This window comes from Cerasibacillus quisquiliarum, from assembly GCF_014202495.1.
GTDB lineage: Bacteria > Bacillota > Bacilli > Bacillales > Amphibacillaceae > Cerasibacillus > Cerasibacillus quisquiliarum.
Map to the genome: position 1 here is coordinate 46887 of NZ_JACHHA010000002.1, position 25287 is coordinate 72173.

Annotated in this window: 30 protein-coding genes; 2 read left to right on the forward strand and 28 right to left on the reverse strand. The window is 34.1% G+C overall.

The genetic code is table 11. The features are described 5' to 3' along the window. Positions 1–79: 79 nt before the first annotated feature. The 5 genes from HNQ35_RS02875 to HNQ35_RS14385 form a co-directional block, all read right to left on the reverse strand. Complete coding sequence (locus HNQ35_RS02875; RefSeq protein WP_146938215.1) at positions 80–658, reverse strand: genetic competence negative regulator; 579 nt, start codon at positions 656–658, stop codon at positions 80–82. 104 nt (positions 659–762) lie between these two features. After that, positions 763–999, reverse strand: a complete 237-nt coding sequence (locus tag HNQ35_RS02880; RefSeq protein ID WP_146938216.1) for a hypothetical protein — start codon at positions 997–999, stop codon at positions 763–765. Further along, entirely contained in the window at positions 992–1576 is a 585-nt protein-coding gene (locus tag HNQ35_RS02885) for a CPBP family intramembrane glutamic endopeptidase (RefSeq protein WP_146938217.1), read from the reverse strand. Before HNQ35_RS02885 ends, HNQ35_RS02880 begins: the two co-directional genes overlap by 8 nt. Next, the gene (locus HNQ35_RS02890; protein WP_146938218.1) at positions 1563–3122 is read right to left on the reverse strand and encodes a RecQ family ATP-dependent DNA helicase; all 1560 of its coding nucleotides are present in this window, start codon (positions 3120–3122) and stop codon (positions 1563–1565) included. Before HNQ35_RS02890 ends, HNQ35_RS02885 begins: the two co-directional genes overlap by 14 nt. A 14-nt stretch (positions 3123–3136) precedes the next feature. Next, positions 3137–4189, reverse strand: coding sequence for a YpbB family protein (locus tag HNQ35_RS14385; RefSeq protein WP_146938219.1), 1053 nt, complete (start codon positions 4187–4189; stop codon positions 3137–3139). A gap of 169 nt (positions 4190–4358) precedes the next feature. Between HNQ35_RS14385 and HNQ35_RS02900 the strand changes: the two genes are divergently transcribed. Next, positions 4359–4613, forward strand: a complete 255-nt coding sequence (locus tag HNQ35_RS02900; protein WP_146938220.1) for a ferredoxin — start codon at positions 4359–4361, stop codon at positions 4611–4613. 65 nt (positions 4614–4678) lie between these two features. Here the strand turns inward: HNQ35_RS02900 and HNQ35_RS02905 are convergent, their stop codons facing one another. From HNQ35_RS02905 to HNQ35_RS02955, 11 genes are all read right to left on the reverse strand, one after another. Then, positions 4679–6454, reverse strand: a complete 1776-nt coding sequence (locus HNQ35_RS02905) for an ATP-binding protein (protein ID WP_281284188.1) — start codon at positions 6452–6454, stop codon at positions 4679–4681. Between the two features lie 2 nt (positions 6455–6456). Next, positions 6457–7173: a response regulator transcription factor gene (locus tag HNQ35_RS02910; protein ID WP_146938222.1), complete on the reverse strand. Its 717-nt coding sequence runs from the start codon at positions 7171–7173 to the stop codon at positions 6457–6459. Positions 7174–7304: 131 nt separating this feature from the next. Next, entirely contained in the window at positions 7305–8489 is a 1185-nt protein-coding gene (gene ccsB / locus HNQ35_RS02915) for a c-type cytochrome biogenesis protein CcsB (protein WP_146938223.1), read from the reverse strand. Continuing rightward, the gene (resB, locus tag HNQ35_RS02920) at positions 8486–10159 is read right to left on the reverse strand and encodes a cytochrome c biogenesis protein ResB (protein WP_146938224.1); all 1674 of its coding nucleotides are present in this window, start codon (positions 10157–10159) and stop codon (positions 8486–8488) included. Before resB ends, ccsB begins: the two co-directional genes overlap by 4 nt. Positions 10160–10183: 24 nt before the next feature. Then, positions 10184–10759: a thiol-disulfide oxidoreductase ResA gene (resA, locus tag HNQ35_RS02925; RefSeq protein ID WP_146938225.1), complete on the reverse strand. Its 576-nt coding sequence runs from the start codon at positions 10757–10759 to the stop codon at positions 10184–10186. Between the two features lie 54 nt (positions 10760–10813). Continuing rightward, a complete protein-coding gene (locus HNQ35_RS02930; protein WP_146938226.1) occupies positions 10814–11554 on the reverse strand; it encodes a pseudouridine synthase in 741 nt (246 codons plus the stop codon). Between the two features lie 60 nt (positions 11555–11614). Then, positions 11615–12142: a spore maturation protein gene (locus tag HNQ35_RS02935; protein ID WP_146938227.1), complete on the reverse strand. Its 528-nt coding sequence runs from the start codon at positions 12140–12142 to the stop codon at positions 11615–11617. Positions 12143–12144: 2 nt separating this feature from the next. Continuing rightward, complete coding sequence (locus tag HNQ35_RS02940; protein ID WP_146938228.1) at positions 12145–12732, reverse strand: nucleoside recognition domain-containing protein; 588 nt, start codon at positions 12730–12732, stop codon at positions 12145–12147. Beyond that, positions 12726–13583 (reverse strand): D-alanyl-D-alanine carboxypeptidase family protein, encoded by an 858-nt coding sequence (locus tag HNQ35_RS02945; RefSeq protein ID WP_371862322.1) that lies wholly within the window; start codon positions 13581–13583, stop codon positions 12726–12728. Before HNQ35_RS02945 ends, HNQ35_RS02940 begins: the two co-directional genes overlap by 7 nt. Positions 13584–13688: 105 nt before the next feature. Next, on the reverse strand, positions 13689–14282 hold the full coding sequence (gene scpB, locus HNQ35_RS02950; RefSeq protein ID WP_146938229.1) for an SMC-Scp complex subunit ScpB: 594 nt from the start codon (positions 14280–14282) through the stop codon (positions 13689–13691). Positions 14283–14319: 37 nt separating this feature from the next. Continuing rightward, positions 14320–15051, reverse strand: a complete 732-nt coding sequence (locus HNQ35_RS02955; RefSeq protein WP_146938230.1) for a segregation/condensation protein A — start codon at positions 15049–15051, stop codon at positions 14320–14322. 126 nt (positions 15052–15177) lie between these two features. On the opposite strand from HNQ35_RS02955, the gene HNQ35_RS02960 reads away from it, so the two are divergent. Then, a complete protein-coding gene (locus HNQ35_RS02960) occupies positions 15178–15267 on the forward strand; it encodes a YjcZ family sporulation protein (protein ID WP_146938231.1) in 90 nt (29 codons plus the stop codon). A 46-nt stretch (positions 15268–15313) separates the two neighbouring features. On the opposite strand, the gene HNQ35_RS02965 is transcribed toward HNQ35_RS02960, so the two are convergent. The 12 genes from HNQ35_RS02965 to HNQ35_RS03020 all read right to left on the reverse strand — a co-directional run bounded on the left by HNQ35_RS02965 (position 15314) and on the right by HNQ35_RS03020 (position 25277). Then, complete coding sequence (locus tag HNQ35_RS02965; protein ID WP_146938232.1) at positions 15314–15685, reverse strand: GNAT family N-acetyltransferase; 372 nt, start codon at positions 15683–15685, stop codon at positions 15314–15316. Positions 15686–15922: 237 nt separating this feature from the next. Then, the gene (locus HNQ35_RS02970) at positions 15923–16390 is read right to left on the reverse strand and encodes a site-2 protease family protein (RefSeq protein ID WP_146938233.1); all 468 of its coding nucleotides are present in this window, start codon (positions 16388–16390) and stop codon (positions 15923–15925) included. A 15-nt stretch (positions 16391–16405) separates the two neighbouring features. Beyond that, positions 16406–16840 (reverse strand): peptidylprolyl isomerase, encoded by a 435-nt coding sequence (locus HNQ35_RS02975; protein WP_146938234.1) that lies wholly within the window; start codon positions 16838–16840, stop codon positions 16406–16408. Positions 16841–16929: 89 nt separating this feature from the next. Beyond that, on the reverse strand, positions 16930–18240 hold the full coding sequence (gene lysA / locus HNQ35_RS02980; protein ID WP_146938235.1) for a diaminopimelate decarboxylase: 1311 nt from the start codon (positions 18238–18240) through the stop codon (positions 16930–16932). 70 nt (positions 18241–18310) lie between these two features. Next, complete coding sequence (locus HNQ35_RS02985; RefSeq protein ID WP_146938236.1) at positions 18311–19774, reverse strand: spore germination protein; 1464 nt, start codon at positions 19772–19774, stop codon at positions 18311–18313. A 30-nt stretch (positions 19775–19804) separates the two neighbouring features. Continuing rightward, complete coding sequence (locus HNQ35_RS02990; protein WP_146938237.1) at positions 19805–20218, reverse strand: stage V sporulation protein AB; 414 nt, start codon at positions 20216–20218, stop codon at positions 19805–19807. Next, positions 20208–20816 (reverse strand): stage V sporulation protein AA, encoded by a 609-nt coding sequence (locus HNQ35_RS02995; RefSeq protein WP_146938238.1) that lies wholly within the window; start codon positions 20814–20816, stop codon positions 20208–20210. Before HNQ35_RS02995 ends, HNQ35_RS02990 begins: the two co-directional genes overlap by 11 nt. A 228-nt stretch (positions 20817–21044) precedes the next feature. Next, positions 21045–21806 (reverse strand): RNA polymerase sporulation sigma factor SigF, encoded by a 762-nt coding sequence (sigF, locus tag HNQ35_RS03000; protein WP_146938239.1) that lies wholly within the window; start codon positions 21804–21806, stop codon positions 21045–21047. Between the two features lie 11 nt (positions 21807–21817). After that, complete coding sequence (gene spoIIAB, locus HNQ35_RS03005) at positions 21818–22264, reverse strand: anti-sigma F factor (protein WP_146938240.1); 447 nt, start codon at positions 22262–22264, stop codon at positions 21818–21820. Beyond that, the gene (spoIIAA, locus tag HNQ35_RS03010; protein ID WP_146938241.1) at positions 22261–22614 is read right to left on the reverse strand and encodes an anti-sigma F factor antagonist; all 354 of its coding nucleotides are present in this window, start codon (positions 22612–22614) and stop codon (positions 22261–22263) included. The genes spoIIAB and spoIIAA overlap by 4 nt, the downstream gene beginning before the upstream one ends. Before the next feature lie 107 nt (positions 22615–22721). Then, positions 22722–23888: a D-alanyl-D-alanine carboxypeptidase family protein gene (locus HNQ35_RS03015; RefSeq protein ID WP_146938242.1), complete on the reverse strand. Its 1167-nt coding sequence runs from the start codon at positions 23886–23888 to the stop codon at positions 22722–22724. An 87-nt stretch (positions 23889–23975) separates the two neighbouring features. Continuing rightward, positions 23976–25277 (reverse strand): pyrimidine-nucleoside phosphorylase, encoded by a 1302-nt coding sequence (locus HNQ35_RS03020; RefSeq protein ID WP_146938243.1) that lies wholly within the window; start codon positions 25275–25277, stop codon positions 23976–23978. Positions 25278–25287: the final 10 nt, after the last annotated feature.

The window sequence follows — 25287 nt, forward strand, 5'->3', positions numbered from 1 at the left end:
ATTAGTATACACTTTCATTATAATATTGCAATTGACACAACTCAATGGTCGTCTGTCCCATGTCCATTATGTTAACAGATTAGTGAAAATCCTCGTAAATTCGTTTGACTGCTTCGTTATGATATATCGTTTTACCATACTCTAATAAGCGATGCGACGTAATCATACTTGGCATGGCATATTCAGATAAAATAGCAATTATATCATCTTTATGTTGACCATCTATATCGGATTCTTCTAAAAGTAAATAATAGTAGTGATCGAAATAAAAAACTTGCCCTCCATGAATGGACTGATTATATAGGAGTTCACCTACATGAATCATATGTTCAAAGTCATGGAATGAAAAAATAAGTTCTTCACTTTCATCTAATGTCACTTTCATTTCAATGAATTCTTCATCCCATTCCGCATCAGTTACTTCTTGAGTGACTACGACATGCATTCCCTGGGCCTGCATTAAATGAACTTGAACAACAAGCTCACCTTCCAATTCGATACCTAGCTCTGAACTTGCCTCGTACATCATATCACTAAAAAGATTACGAACTTTTACAGCATCATACCACAGATCTTCTTTTGTGAAACCACGTTCTAACAGATCGTCAAAAGTAAGAAATATCGTAAACTGATTTGGTGACACTCTTTCTATACGCATACAGCACCCTCCTTAGCAACGATAAATGAGTATGTCTCATGCAACTCATTTCTGTTTGTTATATTATATGTTATTTACCTCTATTTGAACAGTATTCCATAAGATTAATTAATTATTAAGTGTACACCAATCAAGATTAACAAAATAATAACAACACTAAGAAAACGTAGTAATGGTTGTTTAAACTTTATACGTGTCTTATGATTATCCTGGTGAACAACACTTCGAGGAGGTAAATTTAATATATCAATCTCATCAGGCGATTCGCTATTGTTTGTATCACATTGATTATCTTCTAATTCTTGAAATGATGTTGTTTGATTGTCTTGTACATCATTCATAGACATACACCTCACCTTTATAATGGATAAAAAGACCTAGTAAGAAATCTACAAGAAAATGTGCTGTCATAACCGTTAACAAATTCCCAGTTAATTTATATATATAACCGAGATAAAAACTTACAAGTACAACAGAAAGAAATAGAACTGGTTTTTTCAAATAACGAATGTGAACAAAAGCGAAAATAAGACTCGCAATGATATAACCAACCGTATACTGTAAAACACCTCTAAATAATGCTTCTTCTGCGATGGCAATGAGTAACGTAAAATAAAGTATTTCTATTGGAGACATACTGGTAAACAATCGCTTATTAATGCCACCATCATTTAGATATTTTTTTGGTACAACTAAATAAAGTAATATATTAAATAAGATAATGATGATTCCTGGAATGACACCGTAATAAAAGATTTCTTCTGAATTCCATCTTATTTGTAACAACCAATCTGATAAACGGTCAAAAACAACAATACTTATGCTAATTGCAAGTATAAGTAAAGATAATTGCGTTAATAATAATGATTTTTTTAGTTCTTGATCACTTAGCTGTTTAATCATTTCACTTTGTTTCATTTTCATCTCCAATTAAAAACTTATCTTTCAATACTTGTTGCCATGTTTTTTCTGACGATTGATACGATTCATATGGGCTAACATCCCAATGATCAATAGAGAAACCACATCGACTACAACAATCTTTCTTCGGTTTTGTATATTTTGACTGAAAAGGTTTATAAAGCGCTTCTCGCAAACATTTATTTTGATGTATCCAAGTTAACATTTGCTGTAATTTTTCCTCTTTTATACGTAATCTTTGTGCGGTTGTTTGTTTAATTATTGTATAGACTCGTTTCCAATGCCACTTTTCATATGTAATTGTATTACCTTTAATGATATCATGTTTTTCTAGTTGAGCATATAGAAACCGCCATTGGACTTCATTTAACTGAAAAAGTTGTGCTGCCTTCTCTGATTGTGTTGGAAGTGCTTGATTTTGCTCATATAACTTAAACAACATATAAAAAACAAAACGAATGTCCATCTCTGTCGGAAGTTCATGATTCATGAAGTGCTTAGGCAAATATTCATCTTCTCTTGTATATAATACAACACTGACACTTTGTTTACCGTCACGCCCCGCACGACCTGCTTCTTGGACATATGATTCTAATTGATTAGGTAGATGGTAATGAATAATTAAACGAATATTACTTTTATCAATTCCCATACCAAAGGCACTTGTGCAACAGATAACTTGTAATTGATCATTCATAAATTGCTGTTGAATCGTAATACGATCAATATGTTCCATTCCTCCATGATAGAATGCAACAGAAATACTTGGCAAACGATTCTTAATTGTTTGAGCCATTTGTTCTGCTTCAATTCGGCTTGAAAAGTAAATTAAAGTCGGAACATCGAAACGTTTCAAAACATCTATAATATATGACGCCTTTTCATCTCGATGACGAAATTTTTCTACTGAGAAAATAATGTTTTCTTTATCCATTGGATAAATATGTTTAATTATATCCGTTAAACCTAAAGACTCAATAATATCTGTTTGAACATAAGGGGTAGCTGTTGCACTTAGTGCCAGGACAGGAGGGTTATTTAACAGTTTAATCATATGTTTCAATTTCATATAATCTGGTCTAAATTCATGTCCCCACTGGGAAATACAATGTGCTTCATCGATAACAAATAAACGAACCGAAAGTTGCTTCAAATAAAATAAAAAATCTTCTTGCTGTAATAATTCCGGTGATACATAAATCAATTTGTATGTATTTAATTGTTGATAAATCTTTGTGCGTTCATTTGGTGTAATAAAACTATTCAGGGCGACGACACGTTTAATCTGTTTCGCTTTTAGTTGTTTCACCTGATCAATCATCAAAGCTATTAAAGGAGATACAACAATCGTCGTTCCTTCAAGTAGTAAGGCAGGAAGTTGATAACAGATTGATTTACCAGATCCAGTTGGTAATATACCGAGTACATTTTCTCCTCGAAGAACATCTTCAATAATTTCTAATTGCCCCATGCGAAACGAATCAAAGCCAAAATAATCATTAAGATACTTTGTTAATTCATTCGCTTTATACTTTTTTACCATTTAATATCACCTTATTATTTCTTCGCGATTGCTAAATATAATCTGATTTGAAAATAACTAATATTATCATGTAATTTTTCTTTTATATCTCTCAACCTATACCCTTTTGTTTCATTGACAGCCTGGTTAATTTCTCTTATATCTGTTTCTGATAAATATTCTTCATAAGGGAAAGCAACATCATTCAATGCTATTTCAATCATATGATCTTCAATCGTATTTTTCTTTAAGCGACGTAATCGAGCTATTTCATCTAATGAATAACCTTGTTTTAAAAGAAGGAGTGTCTTCTTTGCTGACAACGTCAATGTCATATGGTCCTCTTGATGTTTCATAAATGATATTAAAATAGGAAAAGATTGTTTATCTCGATTAATCGCCGTTAACATATAATGGATGATTGCCTTTTCAATGATCGGAATATCCTCAGTTGCAAGTTGATATTTATTTGCTAATTGAAATGTATTCAAACCATAAGTTTGATAACTTGTTATACGATCAACAAAAATAGCTGCCCATTGATCAGGTAAAGATCTTAACAACTGTACTAATTCTTCATATAAACGAAGGTGTATGTTATCGTGATTATCTTTTGTTTGATAATAGAATGTACGTACCCAATCAGTAATCGGTTGCGAATCAATAATCGGGATAAAATTAAAATGATTCATCTGGGTATTTAACAATGTTTGAATAAATAATAATAATCTCTGCTGAAATAATTTATCTATTTTATAATATGCCATACCATTAAGCAGCTTAAAATGAAGTAAATGACGATATTCCTGTAATTTAACTTCACCGCGATCTGTTAATCGAATGATTCGTTTCGTTGATTTTTCGTCGACGCTAAGTAATTTCTGTTTCATAAGTTGGTTGATTTTTTCATCATATTGTTTTTGTGTCAGATTTGGATAAACACCATAAAACTGTTGAACTTGGAACAGTTTCGCATCTTGTAAAGTTTGAATCGCTTTAAATCCTTTCAATAATCGATAACTAGCAGATGAAGAACGATTCGTATGCAATTGTTTTTGACAATATAGAAGCAAACTATCAAAATACACGAGACAATGCGGCCTCCATTCATATGATAATATTGACTAATAGACAGACATAAACCCTCATTTTATAATATAAATAGGTTATTTCAAACAAACGTTGCCTCATCAAGGCTTATTAATGTGAAATTCATCTTATACATTTTCAGAACTATAAGAGGAGGTTGTATAGTTAGTGAGTCTCTTTACCATTGTAGATAAAGAAACATGTATTGCATGTGGGGTTTGTGGTGTAACTTGTCCCCAAATTTTTGATTATGATATAAACGGTTTATCTGAAGTCATTATAGATGATAATCACGGTAGTAAACAAATTCCTGAATTATTTTATGAAGATGTCATAGATGCGTATGAATCATGCCCAAGTGAGTCCATTAAAATAAGCGAAAAACCTTTTCATGGTAATCCTAAAAAGTATGAGAGATTGTAATTTATTTTTATGACATATAGTAAAAAATCCCACTATCATCAATCGACTAAAGTGGGATTTTATCCTTAATCTTCCTCTAAATGATCCACTGGAATTTTAAATGTAAAAGTTGTCCCCTGATTCACCTTACTTTTCACTGTAATCGTTCCATCATGTGCTTTCACTATGTTATTTGCAATCGATAGGCCTAAACCTGTTCCTTTTGCATTATTCTTCCGTGCTCGCGACTTATCTGCTTTATAAAATCGTTCAAAGACAAATGGTAAATCTTCTTCAGGTATGCCACTTCCACTATCCTTAACCGATACTTCCAAAATATCTCCATGATAAGTCACATCAACTACGACATAACCGCCTTCATAAGTATGACGAATCGCATTATCAATCAAATTTGTTAACACTTGTTCTATCCGATCGACATCAAATACAGCCATTTTATTTGATATGTCTTTATTTAACTTAAGGGTAATCTGATTATCTTCGGCAACACCTTTGAATTTTCTTGAAATGCGATCCATATAATCTTCTACATCTACTTGTACTTTATTCAATTGGATATGTCCTGCTTCCATACGTGCTAAATCCAACAATTCATTAACTAGTCTACTTAACCGCATCGATTCTTCATAAATAATTTGTGCGAGCTCATTTTTTTCTTCTTTTGTTTCTGCAATATCATCAACAATGGCTTCACTGTATCCTTGTAACATAGAAATAGGTGTTCGCAATTCATGTGAAACATTAGCAATAAAGTCTTTTCTTAACTTATCTAAACGTCTTTCTTCAGTCATGTCGCGAATAACAGCGACTGCACCACGTACATAAGACTGATCATATAATGGTGTCATAATCATAACCCAACTACGACCCTGTAAGCTAATCTCTCTTAACACTTCCTTCTCACCTTGAACAACTTCCTGAAGGACATCATTTAATTCATTAGGCCATTTTTGGCGTGACTCATCTTGTGGATAATTATATTCATAAAACCAATCTTCAAAAAAGTGTTCAGCAGGTGGATTTGTTACGATCATATTTCCATTCCGACTTAATGTTACAACACCATCGGCCATTGAGCTTAAAATACTTGATAATTGTTCCTTCTCCTGACGAAGTGCATTAATGTGAAACTTAAGTTGCCTTCCCATTCGATTAAAAGCCATAGCTAATTCTCCAATCTCATCATGTGTTAAGATTGGTACTTTCGTGTTAAATTCACCTCTTGTTAAATCAAACGCAGCTTCTCGCATTTTTATTAATGGTGATGTGATGCGCGTTGATAAGAAAAAGGCAAATATCGTTGTTAAAACGATAGCTATACCTGCTGCTAATAGGATAATCTTTGTTGTTTCATGTTTTGTTTGATCCATCGTACCAAGTGATTGATAAATGAAAACGGCCGTTTTTTTGTCATTTGTAATGGTCCCGACTAGAAATGCACCCATATCTTGATCAGGAAGTTTCACTTGTTTCTTTATTTTACGTTCTTCACCTAACAACTCTGATTTATCAGCATTCTCAACAATCCAATTTTCACTCATTAAACCTAAATGTTCATCATTACTTCCTGAAACCCAGACACCACCATCTGGAAAATAAATAACAATTCGACTTGAGGGATCTTTAACCCGCTCGGTCGTATCGGTAATAAGATCGCGATCTTGATATTGTTCAGCCATAACCGATATTTTCATTGCCGTTTGCAACATATCCTTTTCTGCTTCTTCAATATGGAAATTTTCAAAGAACTCAAGTAACAAAATCGTTAAAATAAATAAAACAAAAGAAACTAGCAATAAGATTGTTACTGCTAGTTTACCAACAACACTTCGCCAAAACATCATTACTTATCATCCGCCTCAAATTTATATCCGACACCCCATACGGTAACGATCATCTTTGCTGCTTCCTTAGATACACTGCTAAGTTTCTCACGTAAACGCTTAACATGTGTATCTACTGTTCTTAAATCACCGAAAAATTCATACTGCCATACTTCTTTTAGTAGTTGCTCACGATTAAAGACTTTATCTGGTGATTTAGCTAAAAAACAAAGCAGTTCATATTCTTTAGGTGTTAAATTCACTTCTTGGTCATTAGCTGTTACGCGATGAGCATCATGGTCAATCGTCAAATGTGGAAAAACTAAAATGTTTTTCGCTTGAGCATCCATTTGATTGTAATCAGATGCTGTTGCACGGCGTAAAATAGCTTTAACACGTAAGACGACTTCTCGTGGACTAAAAGGTTTAACGATATAATCATCAGCTCCGACTTCAAACCCTTGGACACGATTTGATTCCTCACCTTTTGCTGTCAACATAATGACAGGGGTGTTTTTTTCTTTGCGAAGTTCCTGACAAACATCTATTCCGTCCATCTCTGGCATCATAATATCTAATAAAATTAGGTCATAATCATTCTTTAAGGCAAGCTCTAATGCTTCTTGTCCATTTTCTGCCTCATCTATTATGAAGTCTTCGCGTTCAAGATACATTTTGAGTAAGCGGCGTATTCTTTCCTCATCATCCACTACTAAAATATGTGCATTTTTATCCACAAAAAATCCCCCTTAATAGTTTACCCTTTAAGTACTAGTATAAACGAATATATTAAAAATGTATAAGAAAAAAGATGACCACATGTAGATTACACATGAGCCATCTTTTTATTTGTATTAATATATATTATTTAGGCATAAGAATGTAATCCAGCTAACAGCAAGTTAACACCAACGAGGTTGAACATAATGATAGCAAAACCAATAATTGAAAGCCATGCTGATTTTTCTCCATGCCAACCTCTTGATAGACGTAAGTGCAAATAAGCAGCATAGAAAAACCATGTAATTAATGCCCAAACTTCTTTAGGATCCCATCCCCAGAAACGATCCCATGCAATTTGAGCCCATATAGCGGCAAAAATAAGACCACCAAGTGTAAAAAGTGGAAATCCAATCGCTACAGCGCGATATGAAATTTCGTCAACAAGATCTAAATTAACTTTTTTTAGCATAGGCTGTAGTAAAGCACCTACACGTTTTCTACCAATTAGGCGAACGATTAAGTAGATAAGTCCACCAGCTAAAAAGGACCAGATTAACGTATTAAATTTTCTACCTGCATCTTTTCCTAACATCCAACTTGGCGCTTCAAACCATGGCTTCATTACATCTGATGTTAATGCTTTACCTTCATGGGGTTTCACTATAGGCGGCATTTCATAAACTGTTGTTACTTCACGTGTTCCGTCAATGTATTGAAACTTTGCTTCATAACCAGTGATATTAAAACTTACAGATACAATAATAAAGCCAATAAATACAAAGAGCGTAAATAGAACGATTTCTAACCAAGTTGTTCTTTTAGTACGCGATGATTGATCAACAAATTTAACTAAATAAATAAGACCCGCGATGAAACTAATGGATAGTATTCCTATAGATATAGCTACAGTAATAACATGTATCGTTAACCAATGACTTTGTAATGATGGAACAAGTGGTGCTACATCACTTGGAAACATGCTAGCGTAACCTGTAACTGTTAGCGCAACAGGTAGTGCAAACAATCCAAGCGCTGTTAATCGATACATAAAATATAAAATAATAAAGGCTAATACCATCGCCATACCAAATGCTGTGACAAATTCAAACATATTACTTACTGGAGCATGTCCACTAGCTACCCATCTTGTAATGAAATAAGTAAGTTGGGCCAAAAAGCCAATAATCGTTAATGCAACGGCTATTTTTTCAGAAAATCCTTTTTTTGTACTTTTTTTACGTTTTATAGTTGCACCAAAGAAAGCCGTCGCGATTAAATATAAAACAAATGAAGCATATAACATGCCATTACTAATTTGTAATAAACTCATGATTCTCCTCCTCGTTTAGAAACATCTTTATCTAACTCTTGTTGATCTTCTACGATTTTAATTGACGTATTAGCAATTGCTTTTTCAATGTTTTGTTTCAACGCATGCCAGTTTTTATTCGTATGTGCTGCTAAGAGTACGCCATTTCCTTTCGGATGAATCCATATGCGACGATGTTGCCAATACATCCCTTGTATCACACCAATCATAAAAATAAGTGCGCCAAGAATAAAGATAGGTAAAGTATAATCTTTACGAACAGTTAATCCACTTACATGCCTCATATCAAAATCGACAATCCCTAGTTTATATTCATTTTCATTTGTTGGATCAATATTTTTCCCAATACCAACGAAACTTACTTCTGGTTTTGTTTCATTTGGAGGATAGATGAGAAAAACAAATGCTGGGTTTCTAGGGAACTTTGATATTGAACGTGGTTCGCCATCGTCTAACTCATACTCTGGATAGTATTGGTCGATTTTAACTGTTAATCCATTGTCTAATTCATATTCATGCTTTGGGTTGTTCATATCAACTGTGAATGTTCCTAAAGCCTTCTCATTTTGATCATCTGTCCGATGTACTTTAAAGCTCATCGTATGAAATTCATTCAATTGATAACCCGCTTGATATAATGTAAATCCATTACCTATCTTAGCCGGTTCATTCATGCGAATTTCTGCTTCTTTAACGACTTCTAATTCAGGATCAGCTCCTGCAACGGTCTCCCCCTTCTTCTTGTATATAACGGCGTTTGTTTGGTAGTTTTTTGGAACCATTGCTTCCTGTTTTTCAAGTGCTTCTTTATAAATTTCCCCATCTTCTTCACTATACGTTTCAAAGATGAACTTCTTATTTTCTATATAGTACTCGCCATCTGTTCCGGGAATGACTGTTTGTTCGCCTTCCCTTACCCAAACATATTCATCTAAAAAGAGTAAAGGTGTTTGACGTAAAAGTGCTGCAATTAGAATAATGATTAGTCCAATATGATTGACATAAGGACCCCAACGCGAAAACCGTCCCTTTTCTGCTAAAATATGACCATTTTCCTCTGTTATTTTATAGCGTTGTTGTTGCAGTTTTTCTTTTACTGAATGAATTTCATCTGTTGTAACATGTTCTGTTTCACTAAAAAAACGTTGACGTTTAATAAATGTTTCATGACGTTTTGGCTTTTGGATTTTTAATGCTCTTCTTAATGGTATGTAGCGATCCAAACTACAGATAACTAATGAAACACCAATTAAAGCAAGTAAAATCATATACCACCACGAACCATATAATTCATGTAAACCAAGTTGGTAGTATATTTTTCCAGTTATACCGTAAGTCGCTTCATAAAAAACAGCTGGATCGCGTGAGACGGCCTCAGGTGGAATGTATTCCGCTTGAGGATAAATTGTTCCTAACGCAGATGCAATTAAGGCAATAACGATAAGCCAAACACCCACTTTGACAGATGAGAAAAATGACCAAATCTTATCAACAATTGAATTGGTATATGTTTTAGAACGTCTTGCGGAACCTTCATAACGCATATTTAGAAGTGTCTTTTTATCATTACCATCTATATGTTGGTTGCCTTCTATTGGTTTTCCGCAAGCCTCACAAAGAACCGTACCTTCAGGATTCACGTGGCCACATTCACATTTAATCTTATCCATAGTATCCCTCATAACTTCTTGTGATTATTTTTTTGGTAAAATCTTTTGAAATTGTTTCTCTAAATTCTCAAGTGTGAGTGCACCATCTACTTTATCTACAATGACTCCATTTTCATCTATAAAAAATGTACTTGGTAGTTTTCCAACTTTATAGAGATCCATCACTTGCTCCTTATGATCAGGAAGAATCGGAAAGGTTAAATCATATTTATCGATAAAGCGATCAACAACTAATGTATTAACATCCAAATTGACGGCAACGATTTCAATTCCTTTTTCTTTATATTCAGGATAAAGTTTTTCCATAAATGGCATTTCTGCTTCACACGGCTTACAATATGTCGCCCAAAAATTTAACATGACCCCTTTCCCTTTTAATTCACTTAATTGTATCGACTCTAATTCGTTGTTTGCGTTGATTTGTTCCAATTTAAAATCTGGTGCTTGATCCCCTGCCCGATATATTGATTTATCCTTGTTAAAATTAGCAACTAATGCGTATACAATTGCAGCTAGCATCAAAATTAATATAATGGAACGAAATATAAATCGTTTTTTCATTTTATGTGCTTTATTAGCTTTTCGTTGTTCCAAACTCATGCACATCACTCCTCGAACTATTATACCACTCAAACGTAGTGGAAATTATGGCGATTATTCAACATTTTTTGTTCCAAGATTCCACATCTGCTTAACTTCCTTAGGTGTAAGCGGTCTATGCTCACCTGGTTGTAGGCCATCTAAAGTTAAAAAGCCATATTTTTCACGTTTGATTTTTAATACGGGATAGCCTATGCCATTCATCATACGACGAATATGACGATTTTTCCCTTCACCTAAAGTGATTTCTAATATAGTTGTCTTTTGTTTTGAATCAACGGATAAGACTTTCCAATGGAGCGCTTTTAATAAGTCTTTTCCATCACGCACCCCTTTTTTCATTTGAAAAAGCTCATGTTTTTGGGGAATACCTTTTACTTTTACTATATAAACCTTTTCAATTCCATGGCGTGGATGCATAACTACGTTAGCAAAATCTCCATCATTCGTTAATAATAATAAGCCTGATGATTGATAATCTAATCGCCCAATAGGAAAAATTCGCTCCTTTATTTCAGGGAAAAAGTCAAGAACAACTTTCCGGTTTTTATCATCTTTCACGCTTGAAATCACTTCACGCGGTTTATAAAACAAAAAATAAACAGGTTCTTCCTTTTCTAATTTTATGCCATTTACTTCAATTTCATCTTTCTTTGATACTTTTGTACCTAATGTTGTTACCGTTACACCATTTACTTTTACTTTACCGTCTACAATTAGCTTTTCTGCTTTTCTCCTTGACGTAACACCGCTTTCGGCGATAGCCTTTTGTAATCTAATTCTTGAATCTGACATATGATCACCACTTTTTCTATACAAAATAAATAGCGCTAACATAAGTTAACGCTGTACGTTCTAAAATATCCATGATACAACGATTACTGAAGCTATTATACCAATCAAATCAGCGAGTAGTCCAACTTTTAGGGCGTAGCGCATTCTTTTTATTCCAACCGCTCCGAAGTATATCGTTAAGATATATAAAGTTGTATCGGTACTTCCTTGCATCGTTGAAGCAAGTCTCCCAATAAATGAATCTGGACCATAGGTTTGGATGAGTTCTGTCATCATCGCTAAGGAAGCAGTTCCTGATACTGGTCGAATGAATCCTAAAGGGACGATTTCAGCTGGAAAACCTAAGCAACTTAAAAGCGGTGTAATGAACTGTATAAAAGCATCTAAAGCACCTGAACTACGTAAAACCGTAATAGCGACTAACATACCTAATAAAAATGGTAAAAGGGAAATGGCAAGCGTTACCCCTTCTTTACCCCCTTCAACAAACAGTTCATATGCTGGCAATTTTTGCCATATGGCTGCTGTTAAGACAACTAAAATAAATAAAGGTATGATAGTAAAACTAATCGACGTTATAACATTCACCGTTATTCCCTCCCGACACTTCTATAATAGAAGAAACGATCTAATAGAAGTGCTGAAATAGTTGAAATAACCGTTGCTATTATGGTTGTCCCAACGATTTCAGTCGGTGCTATAGATTCATATTTCATACGAATAGCAATAACGGTTGTTGGGATTAACGTAAGACCAGATGTGTTTAAGGCAAGAAAAGTAATCATGGATCGTGAGGCTCTATCTTTTAATTGATTTAGCGCTTGCATTTCTTCCATCGCTTTAATTCCCATCGGTGTAGCTGCATTCCCTAGTCCAAATAAATTAGCTGTAATATTTGATAAAATATAACCAATGACTGGATGATCTTTCGGTAATTCTGGAAACAAACGTGCAATAAGTGGACGAAAGAACGATGATAAAGCTTTTAGTATATGGGCTTTTTCAGCAATTTTCATGATTCCTAACCAAAAAATGAGAACACTCATTAATTGAATAACAAGGCCGATTGCTTGATCAGCACTTTCAAAAATCCCTTGAGTGACTTGTTCTAATGTGCCATTAAATAAAGCATAAACGATTCCAATCAATATCATCATAACCCAAATAAGATTTACCATCTTTTTCCCACCTTAATAATTTGTTTGAATATGTTCATCGCATGATTTAAAAACGTATCATCATGTTTATGTTTGAATCCCCATTCATACATTGAAATATGATCATTCCAATCATCTGGTGCATTCAGAGTAACAGCAATCAATTCCATATCTTTTTCTTTAGCACTCGTCACTAATGTTCGTCCTGCTTTTTTTGTAAATCCGGTTTTTCCCCCTGTGCATTTCTCATATAGAGAGGTTAACAATTTATTCTTGTTATACCATGGGTACGTCCGTGTTTGAGCACGATATGTATCCATACCAGAAACAATTCTAAACGTTTCATTTCCCATCGCATATCGCATTAATAGTGCCATATCATATGCCGTTGAATAGTGGTTGTCCGAATGAAGGCCATGGGGATTCTCAAAATGTGTATTCGTCATGCCGATCCAACTTGCCTTTTCATTCATCAAATGAACGAAACCTTCCACACTGCCTCCAATATGTTCACTAATAACAATAGCAGCATCATTTCCAGAACGAAGCATTAATCCATAAACAAGATCTTCTATCGTCATTTTCTCTCCTTGTTCCAAATAAATGGAAGAACCTTCTGTATGTATAGCTCGTCTACTTGCTCTTGCTATTTCATTCATTTTTCCTGACTCAATAGCAATGATAGCTGTCATGATTTTCGTTATACTAGCAATTGGCTTCTTCTCATGGGCATGTTTTTCAAATATAATGTCACCTGTTTCACGCTCCATTAAAATCGCATGTTCAGCTGATAGATTTAAAGGTAAATGGGCATAAACAATGGATGAATAAAATGAAAAAGCTACAACTAAAAGCGGAATAAAACGACACAAAACAGTTGCCCCCTTCGTTATGTCATCTGTATATTTTATGCGCGTTTTATTCGGATATGATATTAAAAAAGCGGATCACTCATAAGAATGATCCGCTTTTCACACTTAATTTATCTTATTCTGATTTGCATCATCCATATTTTTGAAAAATAAATGTGTTTCTTTTTCTATATCTTCCTTCGTCAAGTCTTCAGGTAATGGTGGTAATTCATCTAAAGACGTAAGTCCAAAGTATGTTAGAAAATCCTTCGTTGTAGCAAACAACATTGGTCGTCCAATTGTGTTTTTACGGCCAACTTCCTCTATTAGTCCTCGTGACAATAATGTTTGTACAGGACGATCACTCTTAACGCCTCTTATTTCCTCTATTTCAGTCCTCGTTATCGGTTGCTTATAAGCAATGATAGCTAATGTTTCTAATGCTGCTTGTGACATCTGAGTCGTATGTGGTGTTTCAAGTAATTTTTTATAGTATTCACTGTGCTCTGGCTTTGTCGTTAAATAATAGACCCCTCTAGATTCTGTCAGCATCACGCCACGGTCTGTATGTTCATAATCGTATGCTAATTCATTTAAAATATGCAAAACGGTGGATTCGGTTGTCTCAATGATTTCTGCAATTTGTTTAACAGTTACTCCTTCATCTCCACTCGCAAAAAGTAGTCCTTCAATTACTGCTCTATAACTAGGTATTTCCATAATTTCATTACACCTCTCATAGCAATGCCATCATTTATTATGAATTGGGATAAATATATAAATGAGTGAAATTATCTTCTTGACGACAAAACACTTCATTTTGCTTCATTAATTGCAACAATGCCATAAACGTAATGACAATATGTGATCGTGATGGATATGGAAATAGGTGATCAAATAATATACCATTTCGTGCATGTTTGACAATCATAAGAATCTCTTCCATCCTCTGTTCAATTGGAATATCTTGTTTTTCAACTTTTGTATCAAGTGGACGATTCCATTGCTTACGTTCAAACATATGTTGTAATGCATCTAGCATATCATAGACAGAAGCTTCACCCTCATTTATGGTTGGGCGCTTTTCTTCTATATCAAAACTTTTAGGTGTCCTTGTAAAAGTTTGATTCTGTTCTCTTTCTTTTTCAGATAATACTTTTGCAGCTTCTTTATATTTACGGTATTCAATCAAACGTATAATCAAATCTTCACGTGGGTCTTCTTCGTATGTATCAAGTTCAGGGTCAATTTCTTGCTTTGGTAAGAGCATTTGACTTTTTAATGCTACTAATGTAGCAGCCATAACGAGATATTCACTTGCAATATTCAATTCCAATGTTTGCATCGTATGAACATAGTCCAAGTACTGATCGGCTAGTTCCGCCATTGGAATATCATAAATATCGATTTCGTATTGATTTACTAAATGCAATAATAAATCAAGCGGTCCTTCAAATGTTGACAATTTAACTTTATAAGCGTGACTCATACACCCATACTCCTTTTAAAAATAAAAATTACAAATGCCCATACACGTTTACTTCCATTAACATAATGTATTATGGAAAGACTGAATGTCTCTATTATATCATTGAAACAAAAGGAGGAATATTAAATGAGCGGTGGATACGGATATAACGGGGGTTTCGCACTGATTGTCGTTCTATTTATCCTATTGATTATTGTTGGTGCAGCTTGGTACTAAAACTTCCACTTCAGAATAAAAACCCAGCCCTGTGATGGGCTGGGTTTTATTTTGAATGAGAATCATATTCTAAATCACATTTTTTATAAAAACCATCAATCACTTCTTCAGCACAAATCTGATACTGATTATATTGTTGATGAATTTCACTAATTAACAGTTTGCCAATCCCTTGGTTACGATGTGATGGACTAACTGATAGATGTTGAATCACTGCTTGTTTTTCTTCCTCATTCACTTTAAGACCTATCACACCAATCATATCATCATCATCTTTCCAAAGATAGAGATGCCAATTCGGATCTGTTTCATACTGTTTAATCATATCTTGCAATGTTTTTACATCTTTTACTGTAGGCATAAAAGATAACAAACCCATTGCTATTTTTTCCAAGTTTTTTTTATAACGAATTAACATAGATACCCCTCATTACTAAATGACTTGCTGCAATACGTTATGCGTAAAAACAAAAAAGTTTTACGAAAATCAATAAGTGTGTATCATTTTATCATATTTCTAATTTATAAAACAAAAATGAACCAATAAGCGACACCCCAACCGAGTGCTATGATGAGTAAAATGATAAAAAGTATGATGTTTTTTTTACGTTGGTTCAAATGGATCATCCTCTTCCTAAAAAGCATAACCTAATTACTATTTACATCTATTTGTAACATGTTGTTTTATCGCTTCCATTATGATGTAACCATCAGATTGTTTTTTATTAACTTTATATGGGATGATATTTGTAAGCGCAAGCCAACCATTGAAAAAAAGTAAAAGCAAAATATATTTGCTAGGCATGCTATTATACATAATATAAAATAAAAATACAAAGATAACATTATTGAGAGGACCACAAATCGATATAAAAACGAGTTCCCATGTTTTATACGGGCGATTTCTTTTACTTATCGCTTGACCACTTAGAAAAAAACACAAATGAATCGATATATGCAATTTTTCAGTTGAAAAAGATGCAATTTCCCTTCCATGACCAATTGATAGATGCACATGATTAGAGCCAGTTAAGATTGAACCAATCATGTGGCCAGATTCATGGATTAAAGCACTTAATGGTGCAACAAATAAAATTAAATAGACGACTATATATCCATCCATTGTTCATGTGTACACTTATTCTTCCGTAATTTCTATCTTTGTCATGACATCACCGTTTGTCATCTTTTTTACATACTCCATTCCTGATGTGACTTTTCCAAATACGGTATGTACACCATCTAAATGTGGTTGTTGTTCATGAACAATAAAAAATTGTGAACTTCCAGTGTCTCTTCCTGCGTGTGCCATTGATAAAGAACCTTCAACATGTTTATGTGGGTTGCCATCAGTTTCACACTTAATTGTATATCCTGCATTACCTGTTCCGTTACCAATCGGACATCCACCTTGACTTACAAATCCTGGAATAACACGATGAAATGTTAACCCGTCATAAAAGTTTTCCTTTACCAGTTTAATAAAGTTCTCAACTGTTTTTGGAGCTTCATTAGGATAAAGCTCGAACTCAATTTTATTACCATCTTCCATTAGAATATATCCTTTAGACATATTTATCCACACCTTCTACTTTATAAATTAAACTATTCTCATGGCTCATTTTACCATGTATCACCTTTTATGAAAAGAAAAGGTATCATTTATCCGATATAAGGTAAATCATTCCGTACAACATCTTGATAAGTTTCACGCTTTATGACGAGTCGATGACGCCCATTTTCAACAAAGACGACTGCTGGCTTACTAAAGCGGTTATAATGACTTGCCATCGAATATCCATATGCACCTGTTGAAAAAACAGCTAGTAAATCTCCTGATTCTACATGTGGTAAAGATAAATCCCAAATAAGCATATCACCTGATTCACAACATTTACCTGCTACAGATATCTTCTGAGAAGCTGGGCTGTTCGCTTTATTAGCTAAAATGGCCTCATACTTCGCTCCATATAGAGCTGGCCTTAAATTATCAGTCATTCCGCCATCAACGGAAATATACTTTCGAATATGAGGGATATTCTTTATTGATCCAATTGTATATAACGTTATACCTGCATCGCCAACGATTGAACGACCAGGTTCAATCCATATTTCAGGCATTGGTATTTGAATTTTATTCGCTTGGTCTTCTACAGCTTTTATAAGTGCATTCACATATTGTGAACGGTGAAGTGGTTGGTCTTCTTTCGTATATTGTATACCAAAGCCACCACCTAAATTAATAACTTCTGGTTCATATTGATACATTTTATGCCATTTACTTAATTCGTTAAATAATCGGTTAGTCGCTAAAATAAAACCTTCTGTTTCGAATATTTGCGATCCGATATGACAATGCACACCTTTTAAATTAATGTACGGATGATGTTGGAGTTTTAAAAACGCTGCTTTCGCTTGACCATTTTGTAAATTAAAGCCAAATTTTGAATCCTCGTTACCTGTCATGATATAGTGATGTGTATCCGATTCAATACCAGGTGTGACACGTATTAGAGCATTTACTTTTTTCTTAAATTGACTTAATAACTTATCGAGTAGCTCGATTTCGTAAAAATTGTCAATGACGATACATCCTACACCCGTTTTGATGGCCATTTCTAATTCACTTTCACTTTTATTATTTCCGTGTAGATGAATTCTTTCAGGATCAAATCCTGCTTTTATCGCTGTGTATAATTCTCCTTTTGATACAACATCAACCGATAGACCTTCTTGTTGAATAACTTGTAATATACCAATGGATGAAAAGGCTTTACTCGCATATGCAACTCGTCCTTTAACCTGCTGTTCCTTAAAAGGATCCATAAAATCACGACAATTTTGCCTTACTCTCTCTATATCATAAATATATAGAGGTGTTTCATATTTTTTAGCTAAAAGGGTTGCATCTACCTCTCCAATCATAAGATGGCCGTGTTCATTCACTTTATAATTATGGTGTGTATATAGCATCGTGATTCTCCCCGTTTCATTCAAAATCTTACAAATACATTATCATAACAGAGGGAAAAACAAAAGTAGCTTACTTTTTATTTGATTGTGAAAACTGATTTTTAGGATGAACAATTTCCGGTCTTATGTTTAATAACGGTACTGGTAATCGCATGATGAAATGCCACATACCCCGTAAATCAAATGGAATAAATGGCCACATATATGGTGTCTTAAATGCTTTTAAACGTACAAGATAAATCAACACAAGAAGCGTTCCTATCATAAAGCCAGATACACCAAATAGGGCTGTCGTAATAACTAAAAAGAGCTTAACGATTTTATTTGCAATGCTTAATTCATAGCTTGGTGTTACATAAGATCCAATTGTGCTAATTGCGACATATAAAATAACTTCGGAACTTAATAAACCAACATCAACTGCAATTTGTCCAATCAATACAGCTGCAATTAATCCCATAGCTGTTGCTAAAGGAGTAGGTGTATGAACAGCCGCCATTCGGAGAAACTCAACACCGATATCCGCTAAAATGATTTGTAAAGCAATTGGAACATTCCCTTCTTCTTTTGGTCCTATAAAGCTAAGTTCAGGTGGGAGCAATGATGGTTCCATTGCAAATAATAGCCATAATGGGAGAAGAAAGAGAGATCCTAAAACGGCAAACAGACGAATCCAACGAATAAATGTTCCAGCAGCTGGTGCTTGACGATATTCCTCTGCATGTTCCAAACAGTTAAAATACGTTGTCGGTAAAATAATCACTGTCGGTGATGTATCGACAAAAACGACGACATGACCATCCATTAAATGACGCGCAACAACGTCAGGTCTTTCTGTATAACGCACCATAGGAAATGGGCTCCATTTACCACCTAAAATAAATTCTTCAAGTGTTTTATCCGCCATCGGTATACCATCTGTATCAATTTCATTGATTTTTTGTTTAACGACATCAATAAATGAGTCGTTTGCGATATCTTCAATATAACTGATACAGACATCTGTTTTAGAGCGTTCTCCTATAGCGAACATTTCATTTCTTAAACGTTCATCTTTAATACGACGCCTAGTTAAGCCTGTATTTTCTATAATATTTTCCGTATAACCGTCTCTTGAACCACGAATAACACGTTCTGTATCTGGTTCTTCTGGATTTCTTCCTGGATAATTTCTAACATCAATAATAAAAGCATATTTCTGTCCGTCAATAAAAATAGCGATTAAGCCGGTTAATATCTGATCTACTGCTTCATCCATCGTTTCAACACGTGAAACCTGTTCATGTATTAATCGATTCTCAATAACGTCCACCACATCACGCTTATTATGACGCTCGTCATTATTAAGCGAGACAAGTTCTTCTAATATTCTGCTAATAATTATACTATCAATTAAACCGTTCACAAAGTATAGTTGTAGTTTTTTATTTAATACAATAAAATGTCTGACACCAACGTCAAACGACTTTTCTAGTCCGATACGCTGTTTCATATATTTTTCTACGTCTTTAACATCACGATATATTTTTTTCATGAATTTCTCTCCTGTTTTGATTCATTATGTTTAATCAAAAAATAACCATTGGAATAGTGAGCCAGTTATTTTTCCAAATACGAATGCCATGACGAACCATTTTAGCCAGACTTTTAAATGGAGTCTTCTTAAAAAAATGGGAAATACATTCAGCACTTCAGCTAATGCCGCAATTAAAAGTCCATTAAATACGCCATGAAAACTACCCCATATTATGGATCCAAACAAAGAGTGGTCCCAAGCATTTACCGAAAAAGAAAGATAACCCGCAAATAGAGCACCGATCATAATCGAACTAATATAAAAATGAATTAACGATACCGTTTTTGTTATTTGAGTTAATCTCGGTAAGATTTTCAACATTGTTATTAATGCTACAAAGCCACCACCAACAGCCAAACCACTTGAAAAGCCAATGATAATTTCTAAAAGATTAATCCACATGTTTTTCATGTTTCTTTATATAATCATCAAGTGCATCTTGATATTTAGATATTTCTATTTCAAGTGGACTTGGCTCATTATTAAACCGTTTCTTAAACCAATGATTAAAAAATAGCAGCATACCTACTCCTAAGCCAAGTGAATAAGGAATTTGAATCCATAAAGGGGATTCGGCTACTTTTCCAGTTAACATATAATGAATCTTTTGTTGTGTTTCTTGCATACCGACATCGTAATGAAAATTCATGATGGTCATTGCAGTCCCAATAAATAATATAAACCAGACGATAACAGCTAATAAAATCGATGGAATGTTCTGTCTATGTGATATTTGAACAATTGTTTCACTTACACCGAAAAAATGTACATTTATTTTCGGAAATTCCGTTAATATGCACTTTCGTAAAAAAAATTGATCAATGACTACAACATGATTTTCCCGATTTTTATCATTTGAAATATCATATATTATCAATTCTCCAATATCCTTATCTAAGGGAGTGTTAATAAAAATATCAGCAATTGTACTTAGTTTAAGACTTGTACCACTTTTAACATGAAGCTTCTTTTTCATACGTAGATATACGGTGTGATCCATCAAATGTACCTCTCTTTTTTTATAGTCTCTACTATTATTTGATAAAATAGACATTTTATGAATGACTTTCATATGAGTTCCTTTAAAATACTGAAGCTTTTTTGTATCAGTATTTGTCTATAAACGTTTTTAAACTCTGGCTCTTCTCTGTTGTCTATTTTTTCCTTTAAAGTTTTCAAACGAATATTATTTTATAACAAAGAAAAACCATCCGATTGGATGGTGTTTCTATGTCTTCATCATAGTTTTCATTTCTTTAAGTATCTTTTTTTCTAATCGTGAAACTTGTACTTGTGACACTCCTAAGCGTTTAGCCACTTCAGATTGAGTTTGGTCTTTATAATAACGTAAATATAGAATAAGCCGTTCTCGTTTATCCAAAGTTCGTATGGCTTCTTCTAATATAAGTTTGTCAAACCAATTTTTCTCATCACCTGCTAATTGATCTAATAATGTAATCGGATCACCATCATTTTCAAATACTGTTTCGTGTATAGATTGCGGTGTTTTAAGTGCTTCTTCAGCATGAACGACTTCTTCAGGCGTGATGTCTAATGCTTCAGCAATTTCGTTAATCGTAGGTGTTCGACCAAATTTTTTTGTTAGCATGTCTTTTTTTCTTCGGATTTTATTCGCCATCTCTTTCAGTGAACGGCTAATTTTAACACTTCCATCATCTCGTAAAAAGCGCTGAATCTCACCGATTATCATTGGTACTGCATAAGTTGAAAAACGTACATTATATGATAGATCAAACTTATCGATTGATTTGATTAATCCGATACAGCCGATTTGAAATAGGTCATCTGGGTCATATCCACGGTTCATAAATCGTTGTACAACAGACCACACAAGGCGCGTATTTTTCTCTACTAAATAATCACGTGCTCTCTTATCTCCTTGTTGACTTTTTAATAAATATGCCTTTATCTCTCTATCCGATAATAAACCTTTCTGCCTTACATCCGATTTCTTAACATTGACATTCATTGGCCCCATTCCTATTCATGGACAACTTTCGTTTTTTTTGAGGACAACATTTTGGTCATATGGATAGATGTCCCCTTTCCCACTGATGATTCTATCTCGACAGAATCCATAAAGTTTTCAATGATTGTAAATCCCATACCTGAACGCTCAAGTTCTGGTTTTGATGTGTACATTGGTTCACGAGCCATCTCTATATCTTCAATGCCTTTTCCATAATCTGTAATAATTAAATCAAATTCACCATCATATAATTGACAGGAAATTTCTATTGTATGATTCGGTTCTTCGTTGTATCCGTGAATAATCGAATTCGTAACCACTTCTGATACGACTGTTTTAACTTCCATTAACTCGTCCATTGTTGGATTTAGTTGCGATATAAAGGCTCCCACCGCTACTCGTGCAAAAGATTCATTCTCACTTATACTCGCAATTTCTAAATACATACGATTTCTCATGAAGCCACCCCCAATGTCATTAATGCCTTTAATTCGTTCTCTTCTTGGCGAATAATCTTGAATAATCCCGACATTTCAAATATTTTTCCAATCATTGGGGAAACAGAACAGACAACAAATTCCCCTCCAAGCTGTAGCACTTCTTTATATCGACCTAAAATAACTCCTAAGCCTGAGCTATCCATGAAAGTCACCGCCTCCATATTTAATAGAACGTGCTTAATTGGCTGTGTGTACAGCTTTTCCTTCCAAGTTTCCCGTAAATTTTCTGCTTCATGATGATCAAGTTCACCAGCTAATCTTACAACAAGTACATTTTCTTTAACTGTAAAAGAATAAGATAAACCCATGTCAATCCCCCTTCGCATTAATAGGTATACATACTGTTTCTTTATTCCTATAATTAATTCCTGCTTTTAGACAAAAGAAGTTGTTATTCGCAAAATTAAGCAGTTGATTAACGAGCTTTCGACATATTTCCCAATGTACGTTTCAATAACGTTATAAATGATGCTTCTTTTATGTCTGATGCAACAATTAAAGGGGTTTTTGAAAGTTCTTGATTATTTGCTTTTACGGTTAACACACCGACTTGTTCTCCTTTTTTTAGAGGTAATGATAAATCTTGGTCAATCTCTATATATGTTTTTATATTTTCATATGGTTTCTCCTTCTTATAAATCGTACGAACATTGTGCTCTGTTACAATTTGAATATGTTCTTTTTCTGCTTTCAATAATGGTACAGTCTTTATGACTTCCCCTTTATCAAATAATTGTTCAGTTTCATAATGATTAAACGCATAATCAAGCATTTCTGAAGTTGCATGATTTCGTTTTTTTACTGTATCAGCACCCATTACAACTGTAATCATTCTCATATCATTCTTTTTCGCAGTCGCCGTTAAACAATACTTTGCTTCACTTGTATAACCTGTCTTTAAACCATCGACTCCTGGGTAAAATCTCACGAGTTTATTTGTATTAACGAGCCAGAATTCATTCTTCTTTCCTTTTCGTAGGTAGTCTTCATAGATTGATGTATATGTTGTAATATCATCATACTGTAGTAGTGCTTTAGCTATGATTGCCATATCATGTGCTGTACTATATTGTCCTTTCGCTGGTAATCCAGTAGCATTTTTAAACTGCGTGTTTTTAAGCTGTAATTCAATAGCCTTTTCGTTCATTCTATTCACAAAGTTTTGCTCACTACCACTGATCCGTTCAGCTAAAGCAACACTCGCATCATTCCCTGAAGCAATTGCAACACTTTTAATTAAGTCTTCTACCGACATTTCTTCTCCAGCTTCTAGAAACACTTGTGATCCGCCCATAGATGATGCATTTTCACTGATACGTACCATTTCATTCTTTTTTAAGTTTCCTTTATCTATTTCTTCCATGACGATTAATAATGTCATGATTTTCACCATGCTAGCAGGTGGGAGTTTTTCATTTGCATTCTTTTCAAAAATAATTTTTCCCGTATCCTGTTCCATTAACATGGCTGACTTTGCATCAGCAGCAAGTTCTAATGACTGATTTTCTTCCTGGGCAAATACAGGTGTAATGATAGAAAAAATTAATAATAAACTGATAAACAAATATAATATTGTCCTCATATTCTCTTACCTCCAGCAATCAATATCATATATATCGTTGCCATTTTTTTGCTTTTTTAAACAAAAAAACGCATGTTATACATGCGTCTACGAAATGATATTATGAATTAATCGTGGAGATGTCACATTGTCACCTGAGATTAGGATGCTCTCATAAATCTTAGGCTTTATATCTGATATATCTTCATGATTTGAATGTATAGTAACGAGTGTTTCACCTGCTTTAACAGATTCTCCTATTTTCTTATGTAGAACGATTCCAACCGCTAAGTCAATAACATCGTCCTTCGTCTGTCGACCCGCGCCTAATGACATAGCTATTGTTCCGATATCATCGGCAATGATTTTAGAAACTGTTCCTGATTTTTTCGCTGGGACCTCTATTTTATATTTAGCTTGTGGTAAACGATCAGGGTCATCAACTACTTGTGGATCTCCTCCTTGTGATTCAATAAATAGCTTAAACGTTTGTAAAGCTTTACCATTCTGAAGATTTTCTTCTAGTTTTTTTCTAGCTTCTTTTTCGGTTTGTACCACACCTGATAATACAACCATATAAGTACCTAATGTTAAACAAAGTTCTGTTAAATCTTTTGGCCCGTTTCCTTGTAATGTTTCAATCGCTTCTTTTACTTCAAGTGCATTTCCGACTGCATAACCAAGTGGTTGATTCATATCCGATATGACAGCAATAGTTTTTCGATTTGTTTTATTACCTATTGCTACCATTGATTTAGCCAATTCCTCCGCTTCTGATGCTTGTTTCATGAACGCTCCTTGTCCAGTTTTTACATCTAAAACAATGGCGTCTGAACCGGCTGCTATTTTCTTACTCATTATTGAACTTGCAATAAGCGGAATGGAATTAACTGTAGCTGTGACATCTCTAAGGCTATAAATCTTTTTATCAGCGGGGGTTAAATTACCTGTTTGCCCAATTACAGCCACTTTATTTTGATTCACCCGTTGAATAAATTCATCACGTGTAATTTCAATATGAAACCCTGGGATAGATTCCAGTTTATCTAAAGTTCCTCCCGTATGCCCTAAACCTCTTCCACTCATTTTCGCTACTGGAACTCCTAATGAAGCTACTAAAGGAGCTAAAATCAAGGTCGTCGTATCTCCTACGCCACCTGTTGAATGTTTATCCACTTTGACGCCTTCAATGGCTGATAAATCAATTGTATCCCCTGAGTCTACCATTGCTTTTGTTAAATAAGCTAGTTCTGTCTGATTCATTCCTTGAAAATAAATAGCCATTAAAAGCGCACTTACCTGATAATCAGGGATTGTTCCATTAGTATATCCTGAGATAAAATAACGAATTTCGTCCTCTGATAATATCAATCCATCACGTTTTTTTTCTATAATATCATACATTCTCATATGTGATCAC

Excerpts from the sequence above, each read along its gene's own strand:
- HNQ35_RS02990 (WP_146938237.1), bottom strand. The coding sequence starts at position 20,218 with ATGTGGATTAATCTTTTAGAAATTATCATTGGCTTTTCAAGTGGTTTG.
- sigF (WP_146938239.1), bottom strand. The coding sequence starts at position 21,806 with ATGAATGTCAATGTTAAGAAATCGGATGTAAGGCAGAAAGGTTTATTA.
- HNQ35_RS02875 (WP_146938215.1), bottom strand. The coding sequence starts at position 658 with ATGCGTATAGAAAGAGTGTCACCAAATCAGTTTACGATATTTCTTACT.
- HNQ35_RS03020 (WP_146938243.1), bottom strand. The coding sequence starts at position 25,277 with ATGAGAATGTATGATATTATAGAAAAAAAACGTGATGGATTGATATTA.
- spoIIAA (WP_146938241.1), bottom strand. The coding sequence starts at position 22,614 with ATGGGTTTATCTTATTCTTTTACAGTTAAAGAAAATGTACTTGTTGTA.
- HNQ35_RS02995 (WP_146938238.1), bottom strand. The coding sequence starts at position 20,816 with ATGGATCACACCGTATATCTACGTATGAAAAAGAAGCTTCATGTTAAA.
- resB (WP_146938224.1), bottom strand. The coding sequence starts at position 10,159 with ATGGATAAGATTAAATGTGAATGTGGCCACGTGAATCCTGAAGGTACG.
- HNQ35_RS02955 (WP_146938230.1), bottom strand. The coding sequence starts at position 15,051 with ATGAGTCACGCTTATAAAGTTAAATTGTCAACATTTGAAGGACCGCTT.
- lysA (WP_146938235.1), bottom strand. The coding sequence starts at position 18,240 with ATGCTATATACACACCATAATTATAAAGTGAATGAACACGGCCATCTT.
- HNQ35_RS03015 (WP_146938242.1), bottom strand. The coding sequence starts at position 23,888 with ATGAGGACAATATTATATTTGTTTATCAGTTTATTATTAATTTTTTCT.
- HNQ35_RS02975 (WP_146938234.1), bottom strand. The coding sequence starts at position 16,840 with ATGTCTAAAGGATATATTCTAATGGAAGATGGTAATAAAATTGAGTTC.
- scpB (WP_146938229.1), bottom strand. The coding sequence starts at position 14,282 with ATGGAAATACCTAGTTATAGAGCAGTAATTGAAGGACTACTTTTTGCG.
- HNQ35_RS02940 (WP_146938228.1), bottom strand. The coding sequence starts at position 12,732 with ATGGTAAATCTTATTTGGGTTATGATGATATTGATTGGAATCGTTTAT.
- resA (WP_146938225.1), bottom strand. The coding sequence starts at position 10,759 with ATGAGTTTGGAACAACGAAAAGCTAATAAAGCACATAAAATGAAAAAA.
- HNQ35_RS02965 (WP_146938232.1), bottom strand. The coding sequence starts at position 15,685 with ATGTTAATTCGTTATAAAAAAAACTTGGAAAAAATAGCAATGGGTTTG.
- HNQ35_RS02880 (WP_146938216.1), bottom strand. The coding sequence starts at position 999 with ATGAATGATGTACAAGACAATCAAACAACATCATTTCAAGAATTAGAA.
- HNQ35_RS02890 (WP_146938218.1), bottom strand. The coding sequence starts at position 3,122 with ATGGTAAAAAAGTATAAAGCGAATGAATTAACAAAGTATCTTAATGAT.
- HNQ35_RS02905 (WP_281284188.1), bottom strand. The coding sequence starts at position 6,454 with ATGTTTTGGCGAAGTGTTGTTGGTAAACTAGCAGTAACAATCTTATTG.
- ccsB (WP_146938223.1), bottom strand. The coding sequence starts at position 8,489 with ATGAGTTTATTACAAATTAGTAATGGCATGTTATATGCTTCATTTGTT.
- HNQ35_RS02885 (WP_146938217.1), bottom strand. The coding sequence starts at position 1,576 with ATGAAACAAAGTGAAATGATTAAACAGCTAAGTGATCAAGAACTAAAA.
- HNQ35_RS02985 (WP_146938236.1), bottom strand. The coding sequence starts at position 19,774 with ATGAAAAAAATATATCGTGATGTTAAAGACGTAGAAAAATATATGAAA.
- HNQ35_RS02930 (WP_146938226.1), bottom strand. The coding sequence starts at position 11,554 with ATGTCAGATTCAAGAATTAGATTACAAAAGGCTATCGCCGAAAGCGGT.
- HNQ35_RS02970 (WP_146938233.1), bottom strand. The coding sequence starts at position 16,390 with ATGGATGGATATATAGTCGTCTATTTAATTTTATTTGTTGCACCATTA.
- spoIIAB (WP_146938240.1), bottom strand. The coding sequence starts at position 22,264 with ATGAGAAATCGTATGTATTTAGAAATTGCGAGTATAAGTGAGAATGAA.
- HNQ35_RS02960 (WP_146938231.1), top strand. The coding sequence starts at position 15,178 with ATGAGCGGTGGATACGGATATAACGGGGGTTTCGCACTGATTGTCGTT.